General features: G+C 73.9%; 14 protein-coding genes. 10 read left to right on the top strand and 4 right to left on the bottom strand.

Annotated features, from left to right (window positions below; all coding sequences use genetic code 11):
- Positions 1-33: 33 nt before the first annotated feature.
- The 7 genes from hemC to BUE43_RS31300 all read left to right on the top strand — a co-directional run bounded on the left by hemC (position 34) and on the right by BUE43_RS31300 (position 7,202).
- On the top strand, positions 34-1,035 hold the full coding sequence (hemC, locus tag BUE43_RS31330; protein WP_073489998.1) for a hydroxymethylbilane synthase: 1,002 nt from the start codon (positions 34-36) through the stop codon (positions 1,033-1,035).
- Positions 1,032-2,051, top strand: coding sequence for a porphobilinogen synthase (gene hemB, locus BUE43_RS31325; RefSeq protein ID WP_200797738.1), 1,020 nt, complete (start codon positions 1,032-1,034; stop codon positions 2,049-2,051). Before hemC ends, hemB begins: the two co-directional genes overlap by 4 nt.
- A complete protein-coding gene (hemE, locus tag BUE43_RS31320; RefSeq protein WP_073489970.1) occupies positions 2,048-3,145 on the top strand; it encodes a uroporphyrinogen decarboxylase in 1,098 nt (365 codons plus the stop codon). The genes hemB and hemE overlap by 4 nt, the downstream gene beginning before the upstream one ends.
- The gene (gene hemF / locus BUE43_RS31315) at positions 3,142-4,155 is read left to right on the top strand and encodes an oxygen-dependent coproporphyrinogen oxidase (protein ID WP_073489969.1); all 1,014 of its coding nucleotides are present in this window, start codon (positions 3,142-3,144) and stop codon (positions 4,153-4,155) included. The genes hemE and hemF overlap by 4 nt, the downstream gene beginning before the upstream one ends.
- Positions 4,156-4,276: 121 nt before the next feature.
- Positions 4,277-5,476 (top strand): MFS transporter, encoded by a 1,200-nt coding sequence (locus BUE43_RS31310; RefSeq protein ID WP_073489968.1) that lies wholly within the window; start codon positions 4,277-4,279, stop codon positions 5,474-5,476.
- On the top strand, positions 5,469-6,317 hold the full coding sequence (locus BUE43_RS31305) for an NmrA family NAD(P)-binding protein (RefSeq protein ID WP_073489967.1): 849 nt from the start codon (positions 5,469-5,471) through the stop codon (positions 6,315-6,317). Before BUE43_RS31310 ends, BUE43_RS31305 begins: the two co-directional genes overlap by 8 nt.
- Positions 6,318-6,635: 318 nt before the next feature.
- The gene (locus tag BUE43_RS31300; RefSeq protein WP_143174514.1) at positions 6,636-7,202 is read left to right on the top strand and encodes a hypothetical protein; all 567 of its coding nucleotides are present in this window, start codon (positions 6,636-6,638) and stop codon (positions 7,200-7,202) included.
- A gap of 87 nt (positions 7,203-7,289) precedes the next feature.
- Here the strand turns inward: BUE43_RS31300 and BUE43_RS31295 are convergent, their stop codons facing one another.
- The gene (locus tag BUE43_RS31295) at positions 7,290-8,246 is read right to left on the bottom strand and encodes a heme o synthase (protein WP_083960364.1); all 957 of its coding nucleotides are present in this window, start codon (positions 8,244-8,246) and stop codon (positions 7,290-7,292) included.
- Between the two features lie 151 nt (positions 8,247-8,397).
- Here BUE43_RS31295 and BUE43_RS31290 point away from each other — a divergent pair, with 151 nt between their 5' ends.
- The 3 genes from BUE43_RS31290 (at position 8,398) to BUE43_RS31280 (ending at position 11,817) form a co-directional block, all read left to right on the top strand.
- Positions 8,398-8,778 carry a BlaI/MecI/CopY family transcriptional regulator gene (locus tag BUE43_RS31290; protein WP_073489965.1) on the top strand — a complete coding sequence of 127 codons (381 nt, stop codon included), beginning with the start codon at positions 8,398-8,400 and terminating at the stop codon, positions 8,776-8,778.
- Positions 8,775-9,683: a M56 family metallopeptidase gene (locus BUE43_RS31285; RefSeq protein ID WP_073489964.1), complete on the top strand. Its 909-nt coding sequence runs from the start codon at positions 8,775-8,777 to the stop codon at positions 9,681-9,683. The genes BUE43_RS31290 and BUE43_RS31285 overlap by 4 nt, the downstream gene beginning before the upstream one ends.
- A 904-nt stretch (positions 9,684-10,587) precedes the next feature.
- Positions 10,588-11,817 (top strand): carboxylate-amine ligase, encoded by a 1,230-nt coding sequence (locus tag BUE43_RS31280; protein WP_083960354.1) that lies wholly within the window; start codon positions 10,588-10,590, stop codon positions 11,815-11,817.
- Between the two features lie 53 nt (positions 11,818-11,870).
- Here BUE43_RS31280 and BUE43_RS34510 read toward each other — a convergent pair whose 3' ends face one another.
- From BUE43_RS34510 to BUE43_RS31265, 3 genes are all read right to left on the bottom strand, one after another.
- Positions 11,871-12,317, bottom strand: a complete 447-nt coding sequence (locus BUE43_RS34510; protein WP_073489963.1) for an Imm1 family immunity protein — start codon at positions 12,315-12,317, stop codon at positions 11,871-11,873.
- Entirely contained in the window at positions 12,314-13,045 is a 732-nt protein-coding gene (locus tag BUE43_RS31270; protein WP_159447823.1) for a DddA-like double-stranded DNA deaminase toxin, read from the bottom strand. Before BUE43_RS31270 ends, BUE43_RS34510 begins: the two co-directional genes overlap by 4 nt.
- A gap of 498 nt (positions 13,046-13,543) precedes the next feature.
- Complete coding sequence (locus BUE43_RS31265; RefSeq protein WP_083960352.1) at positions 13,544-15,781, bottom strand: phospholipase A2; 2,238 nt, start codon at positions 15,779-15,781, stop codon at positions 13,544-13,546.
- Positions 15,782-15,792: the final 11 nt, after the last annotated feature.

The following is a 15,792-nucleotide window of genomic DNA, read 5'->3' as shown; positions in this document are numbered from 1 at the left end:
CCGACCGGAACACCGGAACTGTCCACAGTGGACATCGCAGGCGGTCGGACCGCCGGCGGGACGAGCCGGCGCGTGTTGCGGCTGGGCACCAGGGAAAGCGCCCTGGCCGTGGCGCAGTCCCGGTGGGTGGCGCGCCGGCTCGCCGCCCTGGGCCAGCCGGTGGAGTTGGTCCTCAGCACCACTCCCGGCGACCTGTCGACCCTGCCCGTCGACCAGCTCGGCGGCACCGGCGTGTTCGTCTCGGCGCTGCGGGAACGCCTGCTCGCCGGCGAGGTGGACCTCGTCGTCCACTCGTGCAAGGACCTGCCGACCGCCCCCGCGCCCGGCCTGCTGCTGGCCGCGGTCCCCGAGCGCGAGGACCCCAGGGACGTCCTGGTGCGCCGGGCCGACGGCCCGCCGGACACGTGGCCGCCGGCCGGGGCCCGCGTGGGCACCGGCTCGCCCCGACGCGGCGCGCAGCTCCTCGCACACGACCCCCGGCTGCGGATCGTGCCCCTGCGCGGCAACGTCGACACGCGGCTGCGCAGGCTCGTCGCCGGCGAGCTGGACGCCGTGGTGCTGGCCAGGGCGGGGCTGGCGCGCCTGGGCCGGCTCGCCGAACCCGGCCTGGCCGCCTCGCCCCTGCCGCCGTCGGTGGTGCTGCCGGCCGCCGCGCAGGGCGCGCTGGCCGTCGAGTGCCGGGCCGACGACCACTCCCTGGCCGCCGTGCTCGGCCGGCTCGACCACCCGGCCAGCCGGGCCGCGGTCGAGGCCGAGCGGAGCCTGCTGGCCGCGCTCGACGCCGGTTGCACCGCCCCGGTCGCCGCGCACGCCGAGGTCGACGGCGACGCGCTGCGCCTGACCGGGCTGGTGGCGGCCGGGGACGGCGGGCTGGTGCTGCGCGACACCGAGACCGGACCCGCCGTCGAGGCGGAGGCCATCGGCCGGCGACTGGCCCGCGCGCTGCTCGCCGCCGGAGCGCGGCCCCTGATCACCGAGACCCGGGCGGCCGTCGACCCGTCGGCCGCCCCCACCGGAAAGGCGGGACTGGCATGACGACACGCACGACACGGGAAACTCCGCTCACCGCCGGCCTCGTGCCCTGGCCGGTGGCCCGACCCCGCCGCCTGCGCACGACACCGGCCCTGCGCCGCCTGGTCGCCGAGACCCGGCTTTCGCCGGCCGATCTCGTCCTTCCCCTGTTCGTCAAGGAGAACGCGACCGCGCCCACGCCCATCACGTCGATGCCGGGCGTGGTGCAGCACACCCGCGACTCGGTGCGGAAGGCGGCCCGCGAGGCCGCCGAGGCCGGAGTCGGCGGCGTCATGCTGTTCGCGGTGCCGGAACACCGCGACGCCACGGGAAGTCAGGGAGTCGCGCCCGACGGCGTGCTGAACCGGGCGATCCGGGACGTCGTCAGCGAGGTCGGCGACGAGCTGGTGGTGATGGCGGACCTGTGCCTGGACGAGTTCACCGACCACGGGCACTGCGGGGTGCTGCGCGCCGACGGCGCGGTCGACAACGACGCCACGCTCGACCACTACGCGCGGATGGCCGTGGTCCAGGCCGAGGCCGGTGTCCACGTCGTCGGTCCGAGCGGGATGATGGACGGCCAGGTGGCCGCGATCCGCGCCGCCCTCGACGCCGCAGGGCACACCGACGTCGCGATCCTCGCCTACGCCGCGAAGTACGCCTCCAGCTTCTACGGCCCCTTCCGCGACGCGGTCGAGTCCGCGCTGCGGGGCGACCGCAGGACCTACCAGATGGACCCGGCCAACGCGGTGGAGGCCGACCGGGAGATCCGGCTGGACCTGGCCGAGGGCGCCGACGTCGTCATGGTGAAACCCGCACTGTCCTCTTTGGACATCGTGGCGCGGGCCGCGGCCGTCGCCGACGTGCCGGTGGCGGCCTACCAGGTCTCGGGCGAGTACGCCATGATCACCGCCGCGGCGGCGGCCGGCTGGTTGGACCTGGACCAGGCCGTGGTGGAGACGCTGACCGCCATCCGGCGGGCCGGCGCCACGGTCATCCTCACCTACTGGGCCGCGTCAGCCGCCAGGAGGTTGCGATGACCGCGGAGAAGACCGCCACCTCCCCGGACACCAGCGCCCCGGACAGCAGCGCCCCGGCGGTCGCCACCCCGGCCAGCGGCGCCTTCCTGGACGCCGTGCGCGGCCGGGCCACCGACCACGTGCCGGTCTGGCTCATGCGGCAGGCCGGCCGGTACCTGCCCGAGTACCGGAACCTCAAGGAGCGGCACGGGTTCTGGGAGATGTGCCGCACTCCCGAGCTGGCCGCCGAGATCACCCTCCAGCCCCTGCGCCGGTTCCCGCTGGACGCCGCGATCATCTTCAACGACATCGTCACCCCGCTGCCGGCGATGGGCATGGAGGTCGAGTTCGCCCCCGAACCCGTCCTCGCCCGACCGCTGCGGACCAGGGCGGCCATCGAGGCGCTCCGCCGGCCCGACGCCGAGGAGATCGCCCCGTTCGTGGCCGCCGCGATCCGCCAGGTCCGGTCCGCCGTCTCCGTCCCGGTGATCGGGTTCGCCGGCGCTCCGCTGACGATCGCGATGTACGCGGTGCAGGGGCGGGGTTCCAAGGACTACGCGGAGTTCCGGGGACTGCTCCGGCAGGACCCGGACGCGGCGCGCGCGCTGCTGGGCCGCATCGCCGACGTCACGGCCGACTACCTCAGGCAGCAGGTCGCCGCCGGGGTCTCCGCGGTGCAGTTGTTCGACAGCTGGGCGGGAATGCTCAGCCCCGACGACTACCGGGAGTTCGGCCTGCCGTTCGCGCGCCGGGTGCTCGCCGCGGTGGCCGACGTGCCCCGGATCTACCTCGCCGTGGGGGCCAGCCACCTGTACCCGCTGATCGCCACCCTGCCGACCGAGGTGGTCAGCGTGGACTGGCGGCTGCCGCTGTCCCGGTGCCGGCCCCTGCTGCCCGGAAAGGTGTTGCAGGGCAACCTCGATCCCGCTTCGTTGCTGGCCGACCGCGCCGTCGTGCGCGCCCACGCCCACGAGGTGCTCCGCCAGGCCGGCGGCCGGCCCCACGTGTTCAACCTCGGCCACGGCGTCCTGCCGTCGACCCCGCCGGACAACGTCGCGTGCCTCGTCGACGAGGTACGCGCCTACCGGCCCGAGCAGCCACCGGAGGAGCCGTGACGAGCCACGCGGCCGAGATCGCCGACCACCTGCGGTCCGAACAGGACCGCCTGGTCGACGCGTTCGAGCGCTACGACGGCGAACGGCGGTTCCGGCGACGGGAGTGGCGGCGGGACGGGCTGGGCGGCGGACGCGCCTGCGTCCTGGAGGGCGGCGCCGTGTTCGAGCGCGCCGGTGTCAACGTCTCGCTCGTCCACGGCGCACGGGTCCCCCCGGCGCTGGAGGCGCCCGAGCTGGTCGGAAAACCGTTCCGGGCCACCGGGATCTCCTTGGTGCTGCACCCCCGCAACCCCTACGCGCCGTCGTTCCACGCCAACTTCCGCTACTTCGAGGTCGCCGACCGCACCTGGTGGTTCGGGGGCGGGCTCGACCTGACCCCGAGCTACGGGTTCGACGTCGACGCCGTCCACTTCCACCGCACCCTTCGGGAGTGGTGCGACCGGCACGACCCGAGCCTCTATCCACAGTGGAAGGACGAGTGCGACCGGTACTTCTTCCTGCGGCACCGCCGGGAGATGCGGGGCGTCGGCGGGGTCTTCTTCCACCGGCTGCGCGACGACCGACCCGGCGGGCACGAGCGGTGCCGCGCGGTGGTCGTCGACGGGCTGGCGACGATCCTGCCGGCCTACCTGCCGATCCTCGACCGTCGCGTCCCCATGCCCTACGGGGAACGGGAACGCGCGTGGCAGCTCACCCGACGCGGCCGGTACGTCGAGTTCAACCTGGTCTACGACAAGGGAACCCTGTTCGGCCTCCAGACCGACGGCAACACCGAGGCCATCCTCATCTCGATGCCCCCGGTGGTCCGCTGGGGTTTCGACGTCCGACCCGAGCCGGGCAGCCCGGAGGCCGACACCGCCCGCTTCCTCCAGCCCCGCGACTGGGCCGCGACCGAGCCGGGCCCGGTCAGGACGGGCGGTGTCGGGCCAGATGGCGAGAGGGGCACAGCCGCCGGCCGGTCGGCCGAGACCGGTCGCCCGTCCGCCCTGGGCCACCCGGTCGCCGGTTGACGCGGCCCGACCGCCGCGCGGCATCCGACGGGTACCGTCCCCGCCCACACGAGCGGACGCCGCCGGGACCGCGGGCGGTTTCCCTTGTCGGCACGGAAAACCACGGCACGGAGGCAGCGGAGTGAAACGTTCGGCCCAGGTGGTCGTCACCGGCACCGTCTTCGTCGACCTGTTGGGCTTCGGCATCATCCTGCCGCAGCTCCCCTACTACGCCGAGCGGCTCGGCGCCTCCGGCACCTGGGTCGGACTGCTGCTGACCGCCTACTCGGCCGCCCAGCTGGTGAGCACACCGGTGCTCGGCGCGTTGTCCGACCGGTACGGGCGTCGGCCGCTGCTGCTGCTGAGCCTGTTCGGCTCCACCGTCTCCCTGGCCCTGGCCGGACTGGCCGACACGCTGCCGCTGCTGTTGCTGACGCGGCTGTTGGCCGGGCTGTTCGGCGGCAGCATCTCGGTGGCGCAGGCCTACGTGGCCGACGTCGTGCCCGAGGAGGGGCGGACCAGAGCGCTGGGCCTGCTCGGCGCGGCCATCGGCATGGGGTTCGTCCTCGGCCCCGCGCTGGGCGCAGCGCTCGCGCCGTTCGGGTTCGCCACGGCGACGTTCGCCGCGGCCGCGCTGGCCGCCGCGAACCTCGTGCTGGCCTGGTTCCGGCTCGTCGAGCCCGCCAGGACCGAGGAGCGGCGGCCCGAACGGCGGCCGGGCGTGCTGGCCGGCCTCCGCGCCGCGCTCGGCGTCACCGGTGCGTCCCCAGTGATGGCGGCGATGTTCCTGTCCATGTTCGCCTTCGCCAGCATGGAGGCCGTCTTCGCGTTGCTCGGCGAGCGGCGCTTCGGGCTCGGCGGCTCCGGGCTCGGCCTGGTCTTCGCCGCCGTCGGCGTGGTGACGGCCGTCGTCCAGGGCGGTCTCGTCGGCCGGCTCGCCCGGCGCTGGGGCGACCGGTCGGTCGCGGTCGCCGGCGCCCTGCTCATGGCGGGATCGCTGGCCGCCCTCCCCTGGGCGCCCGCGCCGGCGGCCTACGTCGCGCTCGGTCTGCTCGCCGCCGGCCAGGGCCTGATCACGCCGACGCTGACCAGCGTCCTGTCCGGCCTGACCGCGCAGCGCGGCCGGGGCAGCCTGCTCGGCATCGGCCAGTCCGTCTCCGCCGCCGCCCGCGGCGTCGGCCCGCTGTGCGCCGGCGTCCTGTTCGACGTCGGGGCGGGCACGCCGTTCTACCTCGCCGCGGTGCTCGCGGCGGTGGCGGCGGTGACCCTGCTGGCCTTCGCCGGCGGACAGGACGACCATAACCGTCCACAGTGGACAGAGGAGACACGGCGCCATGGGTGAACACGTTCTCGTCACCGGAGCCTCCGGCCGCAACGGCGCGGCCGCCTGCGCGCGCCTGGTCGCCCTCGGCCTCCCGGTGCGCGCCGCCTGCCGACACCCGGAGCGCGTTCCGGTCAGCGAGGTGGAGCACACCCGACTGGACTGGGACGACCCCGAGACCCACGAGCCGGCGTTGCGCGGGGTGGACCGCCTCTACCTCATCGTCCACGAGCGGTTGCGCAACGGCCCCGAGATCGCGCGCGCCTTCGTCGAGCGCGCGCTCCGGAACGGGGTGCGCCGGTTCGTCGTGCTCTCCGCGCTCGGCGTCGAGACGGCCGTCGGCACTCCCCTGCACGGCGTCGAGCAGGCCGTCCGGGAGCTCGTGCCCGACGCGGCCTTCCTGCGTCCCAACTGGTTCATGGACAACTTCACCGGCGGCCGCTACCACCGCACGATCACGGAAGAGGGCGTCATCCGCGTGCCGGCCGGCGACGCGGAGGTCAGCTTCGTCGCGGTCGACGACATCGCCGCCTGCGCGGCGGCCCTGCTCGCCGCCGACACCGAGCTGCCCGGCGGCCACCTGGTCACCGGGCCGGGCGCACTCGGCTTCGCCGACGTGGCGGCGGAGATCAGCGCCGCGAGCGGCCGACCCGTCCGGTACCAGCCGCTCGACCTCGACGACCCCGACCTCATGGCCGAACTCGGCGTCCCCGGCGCCGACCCGCGCATGGCGCGAACCCTGTTCTCCCGCGTGCTCTCCGGCGGGGAGGCGGTCGTCACCGACACGGTGCGCGCCCTGACGAACCGGCCCGCGACGTCGTTCCCGACCTTCGCCCGCCAGCACGCCGCCGCCTGGTCCTGACCGGACCGGACCGCGCCGGCGGCGGACGACGGCGCGGTTCCACCGGGCCCCCGGATTCGAACAGTCAATCACCCCTGACATTCCCGTTCACGTCAACCAACATCCGTCCCGGGCACCGAACCACGACTAATGCCCGGTCGTCGGGAACAGATTTCGGAACAATGTGCCCGGAATCACACGCCACCGGATGGAATATTTTGCCGAGCGGGCCCGACCGGCGGTCGCCGCATCACCCGGTCGGTGGTTGTTCCAGCAAAGAGGCCCTGGTTAACGTCCTGGTCGCCGATGACGAGACAACCGGAACCGGGGGAATCACGAATGGCGAGAAAGCGTGTGATCGCGGGAGCGCTGGGACTTCTGCTCTCGGCCGCGGTGACGGCCGGAGCGCCCGCCGCCGTCGCGGACACCACGGACGGGCCGGCGTCGTCGCGGGAGACGTCCGCCGCACCCGCGTCGGCGGGGGCGGTCCCCGGCGCGCCGACGCTGGAGCTGAACGAGGCCGCCGGCGGGCACCAGGTCGCCGAGGGCGCCCCGGAGGTCCTGCCGTTCGACTTCTCCTTCAGCGTCTCCACCCACCTCAACTCGCGGCGCTTCTACCCGTCCCCGCTGGGCCGGGCGTGCGTGAACCTGAGCGCGACCTCGAACGTCTCGACACTGCGGTCCATCAAGGTGGAGATGTGGGACGCCGAGAGCGGCGGGCACCTGGGCACGCGGATCGGCGAGCCGATCGACTTCCGGGTGGACAAACAGACCCACGGCTACTGCTGGACCGCGCTCTACTCCAACCACGAGCACTTCTTCCGACTCGTCAAGGACGACGGCGACCCCCACGTGTGGGCTTACGGCAAGGGCAAAGTCACCGCCAACGCGGAACACCGCCGGTGAAACCGGCGGAAAACTGAACAAAAGCGACGTGGTGAGTGAGCGCGCGTGCTCACTCACCACGTCGCGGTCGGCCCCGCCCGGCGACCGTCAGAACGGCCAGCCGATCGGCGGCAAACCCACCAGCACGTCGACCGCGATTCCGGCGAAAACGGCGGCCAGGTAGCCGATGGAGGCGTGGAACACCGGCATCGGCTCCCCCGCCTCACCGCGACGGACCTGCGACTGGAGCCGGTGCGCCCGGCTCAGGAACCAGCCGCCCAGCACGCCGGCGACGGCCACGTACACCCAACTGGTCACGGGGAACAACAGCAACGAGATCCCGACGGTCAGCCACGCGTACGCCACGGTGCGCCGAGCCACGACCTCCGGCGGCGCGACCACCGGCAGCATGGGCACGCGTGCCGCCGCGTAGTCCTCCCGGTACCGCATCGCCAACGTCCAGAAGTGGGCCGGCGTCCAGACGAAGATCACCGCGAACATCACCCACGCCGGCCAGTCGACCGTCCCGGTCACCGCGGCCCAGCCGATCACCACCGGCATGCACCCGGCCGCGCCGCCCCACACGATGTTCTGCGACGTCCGGCGCTTGAGCACCAACGTGTACACCAGGACGTAGAACAGGATCGCCGCCACCGCGAGCGAGGCCGCCAACAGGTTCGACGTCGCCCACAGCACCGCGAACGCGAGAACCCCCAGCCCCAGCCCGAAGAACAGCCCCTGGCGCACGGACAGCGCGCCGGTGGCCAGCGGCCGCTCCCTCGTCCGGTTCATCACCTTGTCGATGTCGGCGTCGATCACGCAGTTCAGCGCGTTCGCACTGCCCGCGGCCGCCGCGCCGCCGACCAAGGTCCACAGCACCAGCCACAGCGACGGCACCCCGCGCGCGGCGAGGAGCATCGCGGGCACGGTGGTGACCAACAGCAGTCGGATGATGCGGGGCTTGGTCAACGCGAGGTAGGCCCGCACCTTCTCCCCGCCACGGGCCGGAACCCCGGTGGGCGCCGACGGCGCGACCACCACCTCCCGAAGGTCGCCGATCGTCATCGCCATCCCCTCTCGTCGCGCAACCCGCCCGCTCCGCTCCGCGCTACTACGCGCCGTAGTATGACAACCCGTAGTAGGGAGCCGGCGACCCGGGTCCCACCCGTCGCCCACCCGCCGGGACAATCACGGGCGAGGATCGTCAGGAGGCCACGTGCGCAACCTCGGTGCGCTGGAACGCGCGGTGATGGACGTGCTGTGGGCCCGCGCCACACCCGCCACCGTGCGCGAGGTCGTCACCGACCTCGCCGACCGCAACCCGGCCTACACCACGGTCATGACGGTCCTGGACCGCTTGGCCCGCAAGGACTTCGTGCGGCGCGAGCGCGGCGAGGACGGCCGCACCTGGCGCTACGTCGCCGCCGCCAGCAGGGAGACCTTCGTCGCCGAGCTGATGCTGCAGGTCCTCGACCTCGCCGGCGACCGGGACGCCGCCCTGGTCCACTTCGCCCGGTCCGTGGCCGGCACCGAGGCCGACGTGCTGCGGGACGCGCTGACCGACGACCCCGACCGAGAGCCGCCCGACCGACGATGACCCACGCCCTGCACCACGTGGTGATGCTGGCCGTCTGCGCGGCCAGCGTGGGGCCGCTGGCCCGCAGCCGGTGGCCGTGGCACAGCCCCCGGGTCGCCCTGCTGCTGTGGCAGGCGCTCGGGCTCGCGGCCGGGCTGTCCGCGGTGAGCTTCCTGCTCGCGGTCGGCCTCTCCCCCTACGGCCGGGGCGTCGTGCCCGCCTGCGCGGCACTCGTGGCCGACGTCGTCGCCGGCCAGGTGTTCACCGCGCTGAGCCTGGCCCACCTCGTCGCGGTCGTCGTCGGCCTCGCGCTCGCCGCGCGGCTGCTGGTCGGCGCGGTCGCCAGCGTCTCCGGCACCCTGCGGGCGCGCCGCCGGCACCGGTCCCTGCTCACCCTGCTGGGCCGCGACACCCCGGACGGCGACGACGTGCTCCTGGTCGACCTGCCCACGGCGGCGGCCTACTGCGTGCCCGGCCGCCACCCCCGCGTCGTGATCAGCACCGCCACCCGGCGCCTCCTGGACGACAACCAGCTCCGCGCGGTGCTCGCGCACGAACGCGCGCACGCCCACGAGCGGCACGACCTGATCCTGTTGCCCTTCACGCTGCTGCGCCGCGCGCTGCCGAACAGCCGCCTGCTCGCGGAGGCGGCGCGGGCCGTGGCGATGCTCGTCGAGATGCGCGCCGACGACCGCGCGTTGGCCCGGCACCGGCCCGAGACGTTGGCCGGCGCGCTGCTGTGCTTCCACCCCGGCGGCCCCACCGCGCCGGGCGGAGCCGCGCCGGCGAGCCACGAGATCCAGGCGAGGGTCCGACGGCTGCTCACCCCGCGCCGCCCGCTGTCGGCCGGCGTGCGCGCGCTCCTGGTCGTCACCGCCGCGCTGCTCGCCCTCACCCCGGCGAGCCTGCTGGTCCTGCCGGGCTGAGCGCCCGCCTCGCGCCCGCGGGCCCGAGGGGCCCTCGCCGAGGGCGCGGGCCCCGTCCGGCACGAACCCCGTGCGGCCGGACAGGGCCCCGCCCCGGCGGCGGCCCGGGCAGGGCTTCCGGAACCGCCGTCCCCCTGTCGCGATTTCGCCCTGCGACAGCTCGTTCCCGGCGGCGGTCAGAAATTCCCCGGCACCGCGCCCGCAACGTGATCGGGAAACACATCGAGGTCGTTGCCGCGTTTCACCCACGGGACGTCGCGCCGCCGGACCACAGTGACCGGGCGACCGACCGCGAAATGCCGTCGCCCCACCCCAACATCAGCGTGACCAGGGACTACAGACCAGCCAACCAGCCACGAGATCCCGCGTGGAACCACGCATCGCACGATCAACGACAAACGAACATGAACTGCGAACAAACATTTGACCGCCGTCGGGAAACCCTCGTCGAACGCTCCACCCACTCGCCGACCAGGCTTCCCGACACACCGATTGACGAAACCCTAACGGGCATCCGCGAAGAATGTCCAGACGCCTGGCCCCGACCCGTTGCTCGACGCAGCCGACGAGGCCAACCCTCCGCCACCCCTGACTCAGCGTGACTGTTTTCACTACTCACTGAAGCCCTCGGTTCCACTGTGGCCGCACTTCCTGCCGCCACCCCGTTCCCTTCTCCCCGCCCGCTGGCGGACCATAGGGTTCTCCTGAACAGGGGAAGCTGGAATACACCGATCGGATCAGTGGCGGGAACGGGGCGTCGCCGCTCCCCCGAGAAGTGGCTTTCCTGTTTCCTCCCAATGCACCATGCGACGGCCGCGTGACTACCGATAGTTTCCACCCCACCACCGCGCGCACTGGCCGTTCCGCTCCCCCGGACCGGACTGCTGTCAGGGAGGCGCTCGCGATGAACCAACCCGACCACGGCGGCACCGGCGAGCAGCGACCCGCTGCCCCGTACCACCCGTCGCCGCCCCCGGTCGACCAGCTCGTCACCGACCCCGGCGAGCTGGCCGAACGGCTGACCGTCGGCGTCGAGGAGGAGTTCCTCCTCGTGGACGCCGACACACGACGGGTCGCGCCGGCCGCCACCGCGGTCCTCGCGGCCGGCGCGGACATCTCACCGGTGCTCCAGAAGGAGATCACCCTCTACCAGGTGGAGACGACCAGCCCGGTGTGCCTGAGCGCCGTCGAGCTGCGGGACCACCTCCAGCGCCTCCGGGTCAGCCTGGCCAGGACCGCGGAGGAGCAGGGCCTGCGACTGGTCGCCACCGGCACCGCCGTGCTCGGCGAGGCCGTCCCCCCACCGCTCACCGCCGTCGAGCGCTACCAGCGCATGGCCACCGAGTTCGGCGGGCTCATCGACACCCACAGCATCTGCGGCTGCCACGTGCACGTGGGCATGCCCGACGCCGAGACCGCCGTGCAGGTCAGCAACCACCTGCGACCGTGGCTGCCGCTCCTGCTCGCGCTGAGCGCCAACTCACCGTTCTGGCACGAACGCGACACCCGGCACGCCAGTTGGCGGTCGATGATCTGGGCGCGCTGGCCGTCGGCCGGCCCGCCACCCCACTTCGCCTCCACGGCCGAGTACGAGTCGGCCGTGCGGGCGCTGCTGGAGACCGGGGCCGCCATGGACCGGGGCATGATCTACTGGGACATCCGGCTCTCCGACCACCAGCCGACGATCGAGATCCGGGTCTGCGACGTCTCCCCCACCGCCGACGAGGCCGCCCTGCTCGCCGCGTTGGTCCGCGGGCTGGTGGCGACGGCGGTCGTCGACATCCGCGCCGGGCGGCCGGCGCCCGCGCCCCGGGCCTCCGACCTGCGCGCGGCCCTGTGGCGCGCCGCGCACGACGGCCTGGAGGGGTCCTGCCTCGACCCGACGACCGGTCACGTCGTTCCGGTGGAGGAACTCACCACCCGCCTGCTGGACCGCCTCCGGCCCGCGCTGCTGGCCGGCGGCGACCTCACGTTCGCCACCGAGGTCCTCCGGTCGCTGCACGCGACCGGCTCCGGCGCGCAACGCCAACGCCGGGCCCTCGCCCGCCGCGGCCGCCTCACCGACGTCGTCGACCTGCTCGCGGCGCAGACCTCCGGCAGCCTCCTCATCCCCGCCCAACCCCGCCCCGCCTGACCACCCACCAGGCTCACCCCAGAGCCGGCAGGCCCTTCACCCCAGTGCTCTGATCACCACCCGTCGGCCGACTGCCACCCCACACACGTGGGGCGCCGGCCGCCAGTCTGGTGAAACTCGTGCACAGCAGCCCGAAGCAAAGCGAGGGTGATGGCAGCGTCGGCAGGGAAGGGGGTCTCGGAAGCGATGTCCCGCTGCAGAATCGCCTCGCTCCGTGACTGGTCGGACTTCGTCACCCAGGAACCGTCGAAGTCCGGGCCGACATAGGCGATCGCGGCGACACCGCAGGTGGGATCGATGTCGATTTTGATCCCGTGGTCGGGAAGCTGAAGGGGACCGAACAGCGGGCGCTCGACCACGATCGCCGAGGGGTTGTGGTTGAACGCCGGTGCGACGGCGATGATCCGGTCCAGCGCGGCGTCGATCTCCTCCCTGGTGCGAGCGATGATGGGGCCTCGATCGGCCTTGGCCTGAAGACCGAACCTCACCGTGTAGGTCACCTCTGTCGCCCACCCTTTCCTCTGTAGACATGAGTTCCGAGGTCGTCGTGAACGACAAGCACCTGCCCCGGCGCGAGCACGCGTGGCAACAGCCGATGACAGCCGTAGAGCTCCTTGTCGATCTCGTTGTTGATCGCCAGCTCGGCGTGCGGAGTGTTGCTGACACGCATGCGGTAGGCGACCTTCAGTTCCACATGGCGTGATCCGTCTGGTCTGGTCATGTCGGGGCGTACCAGTCCCTCGCTCCACATGAAGTACGCCAACTCCTGGTCCAGCCCATCCTCCTCCGCGCCGGAGCGAACGCTGTGCTCGATGCCGTCCTGGTCGACGTAGGTTCCCAGGGTTGGGCCTCGGCCGTTCGGTCGGACAGGTAATCGCGCACGGGCTCGTTGGCCCCATTGTCGGTCGACCGGCGAACGTGTCTGCCTGGTTGGCGGGACCGGTGTTGAGGTGCGGGCCGGGGGCGACGGGTTCGCCAGGTGATCCGCGAAGCGGTGGAGCCTCGTGCGGAGTTCCGCGACGAGCTGGGCGACCTCCGTCAGCCGTTCCGCCGCCGACGCGAGCCAGGCGGCGGCCTGCGCGGGCTCCTCGGCCCCACTTCCCTCCGTGGCGGTCACAACCGCCTCATGGCAGTCCCGCAAGGCATCCGACGCGACGGTGATCTCCTGGGCGGGCAGCCGCTCGGCGGCGGCCCTCACCCCTGCGGCGGCCTCTTCGACAGCGGACACGGGGCCGAGCGTCACGACCGGGCTGTCCGGAAGCGGGCGGTTCAGCTCAGGATCACTCGGGTGGCCGCGGGGAGGTCACCTCTTCGGGTCGTCACCCCGTCGGTGGCTGGTCGGGAAGCGCGAACACGGCGCCCGACGCGGAGAACCCACGAGAGCCCGGGAGAACACGGAGGCACCGGCCGACGCCACCCCCGTCGCGTCGACCGGTGCCTCACTCCCCCGGGGCGATGCCCGACCCCTCCCTCGTGGACGTGGTCCGTCGTTGCCCCCGGACGGCCCCGTCCCGGTCGGGGAGGTGAGCCCGCAACCCGCTGGCACACGCGACCCCCTGCTCTCGTGGCCGGCGATCGTGGCGGGGCGGCTCCGCCGCCGAGCCCACCTCCCTCGTGCACCCCCCTGGTGGACGGGGCGACCCCGTCCACGACCAGAAGAGCGGGGCGCCGGGCGCCAGATACCGGACAGAGGTGGTTTTCCGGGAGCCGGCCGACTCTCACCCGATCAGGGCAAGCTCGGGGCGACCCGCCGGCGCGGCGCGAGGAGCATGACCAGCGCGACGCCCAGCGTCGTGCCGTGCAGCACCAGTCCGGCGGTGCTCACTCCGGGCAGCAGCATCGGCGGCACGCTGGCCACGGCGGCCAGCAGCCACGGCAGCCACCGGCCGCTCAGCCCGGCCCGCGTGGTCCGCACCAGGTAGACGCCCAGCAGCAGGTGCAGCAGGTTCTGCATGGAGTCGACCTGGAGGAACAGCACCGTCCGCCCGGCGGGGCCGGCGGCGAAGCCGGTCGCGACGAACCCGACGATGCCCAGCGCGGCGAAGCCGAGCCCGAGCAGGGCGGCGACCCGGTCGTGCGGGGACTCGATGCGGCGCGCGGTCGGCGTGGGCATGGTGTCGCGCTCCAGCCGGCGGAGCACCACCACGAGCACGGCCAGCAGGCCGAGCAGCACACCCATCCACCCCGACCCCGACCACGGGACCTGCAGGCCGAGCATCCCCAGCGATTCCACGCCGACCAGCACCACCGCCAGGTGCCAGAGGTACAGGCTGACCGGGGTGGTGCCGAGCCGGGCGACCACGCGCAGCCAGCGCCGGCGGGACAGCCACCGCGCGGCCGGCCCGCGCAGCAGGAGCACGAACGGGAGCTGCCACGCGGCCAGCGCCACCGCGCTGACCGCCCACGGGTTCAGGCCGGAGACGGTCGTGCCCGGCACCCCGCCCAGGTCACGGGGGTAGGCCCCGGTGAGCGCGAGCCCGACCAGGGCCGCCACCCCGCCGAGGGCGGCCGCGGCCAGCGCCGGCCGGGGCAGCCGGGACAGCGCGCCGTCGGCCTGGAGGAACCCGAGCTGGTGCACGAGCAGCCCGACGACCACGACGTTCGGGTAGCCCAGCAGCGCCTCGTCGGTGCCGGCGCGGACGAGGTCCACCAGCAGCGTCACGCCGAGCAGCGCGACGGGCACGGCCCAGCCGAACCGGCGGTGGGCCATGGCCATCACCGGCGTGGCGGCGGTGACGACCAGGTACACGCCGAGGTACCAGAGCGGCCGGGCCACCATCCACCCGAGCGCGTCCAGGTGCGCGTCCTCCCCGCCGAGCAGGCCCAGGACGACCGGCAGCAGCAGCCAGGCCAGCACGAAGCCGACCACCGGCCGCAGCATGCCGGCGAGCCGGTCGGCGAGGAACTCCACCGGGCCGCCGCCGGCCCGCTGGACGTCGCGCCAGGCGGCGAGGTGGGACCGGCCGCCGGCGAAGAAGAAGATCGGCAGCACCTGGAGCACCCAGGCGGCCAGCCACAGCCCGGGTTGGCGGGCGACCCCGCTGTCCCACCAGCCCACGACCGCCACCAGCGGCAGGCCGAGCAGGGCGAGCAGGATGCCGGCCACCGGGAGCCCGTCCACGGCGCGCACGGCGGTCCCGGCGCGCGCGGCGGCCCCGGCCCGCGCGGCGGCCCCGGGCGTCCGGACGCGGGCGGGAACGCGGACCGCCGGGCGTCGGCGGTCGCGCCACCAGTGGGAGATCCGGCCGGGGCGCCGGGCGAACAGCAGGCAGGCGATGACCGCGAACCCCACGCTCCACGCGCCCATCGGCTCGAAGCTGGGCGGGCCGTAGCGCTGCCGCCAGGAGTTGAAGCCGACCCCGGCGGAGTAGACCTCGGCGAGCGCGTGGCAGAGCGGAACCTCCACGCCGCGCTGCGTGGAGCACCGCGCGTGCATGTCCGCGCCGAGTTGGCCGTCCACGCGGCGGCGGGCGTCCGGGCCGAGCGGGTGGCCCTTCTTCTCCGCGTACCGGAGCACGTCGTAGCCGAGGTCGTGCGCCTTGCAGCCGGCGTCGAAGTCGAAGCGCGTGGCGCCGCCGGGCGACGAGCAGTCCCCGCGCGGGTGGATCGCGCGCAGGTTGCCGTCCGGGAAGCGGACCGTGACGGGCCGGTACCCCAGGTGCTGGGCGAAGTCGGCCGGCAGGTCCGCGAGCGGGTCGTGGTCGGGCGAGGGGTTGGTCATCGCCGCGACCACCCGCGCGGCGCCCTCGACCGCCGGGGCCGGCGGCCCCTCGGCGGGGCCGGACGGGCGGAAGAGCATCAGCCCGCCGGCGAAGACGGCCAGCACCAGGGCCAGCGCCCGCACCGGCAGCGGGAGCCGGGACAGGCGCCATGGGGCGCGGAGGCCCGGGAACGCGCGGGGCGGACCGGCGGCGGGGGCGCGCGCCGCGACGCGCGCCGGAGGGGCGTGGTCCTCGGAACTCACCGCGTGGGTCC

Origin of the sequence: Streptoalloteichus hindustanus, assembly GCF_900129375.1 — a bacterium.
Lineage (GTDB): Bacteria > Actinomycetota > Actinomycetes > Mycobacteriales > Pseudonocardiaceae > Streptoalloteichus > Streptoalloteichus hindustanus.
The sequence above is the reverse complement of the archived record's forward strand: the minus strand, read 5'-3'. Positions and strand labels throughout refer to the sequence as shown.

Bases quoted from the DNA above. Each gene is read 5' to 3' on its own strand.
- BUE43_RS31285 (WP_073489964.1), top strand. From the start codon at position 8,775: ATGACCCACGCCCTGCACCACGTGGTGATGCTGGCCGTCTGCGCGGCC.
- BUE43_RS31300 (WP_143174514.1), top strand. From the start codon at position 6,636: ATGGCGAGAAAGCGTGTGATCGCGGGAGCGCTGGGACTTCTGCTCTCG.
- hemB (WP_200797738.1), top strand. From the start codon at position 1,032: ATGACGACACGCACGACACGGGAAACTCCGCTCACCGCCGGCCTCGTG.
- BUE43_RS31305 (WP_073489967.1), top strand. From the start codon at position 5,469: ATGGGTGAACACGTTCTCGTCACCGGAGCCTCCGGCCGCAACGGCGCG.
- hemE (WP_073489970.1), top strand. From the start codon at position 2,048: ATGACCGCGGAGAAGACCGCCACCTCCCCGGACACCAGCGCCCCGGAC.
- BUE43_RS31295 (WP_083960364.1), bottom strand. From the start codon at position 8,246: ATGACGATCGGCGACCTTCGGGAGGTGGTGGTCGCGCCGTCGGCGCCC.
- BUE43_RS31280 (WP_083960354.1), top strand. From the start codon at position 10,588: ATGAACCAACCCGACCACGGCGGCACCGGCGAGCAGCGACCCGCTGCC.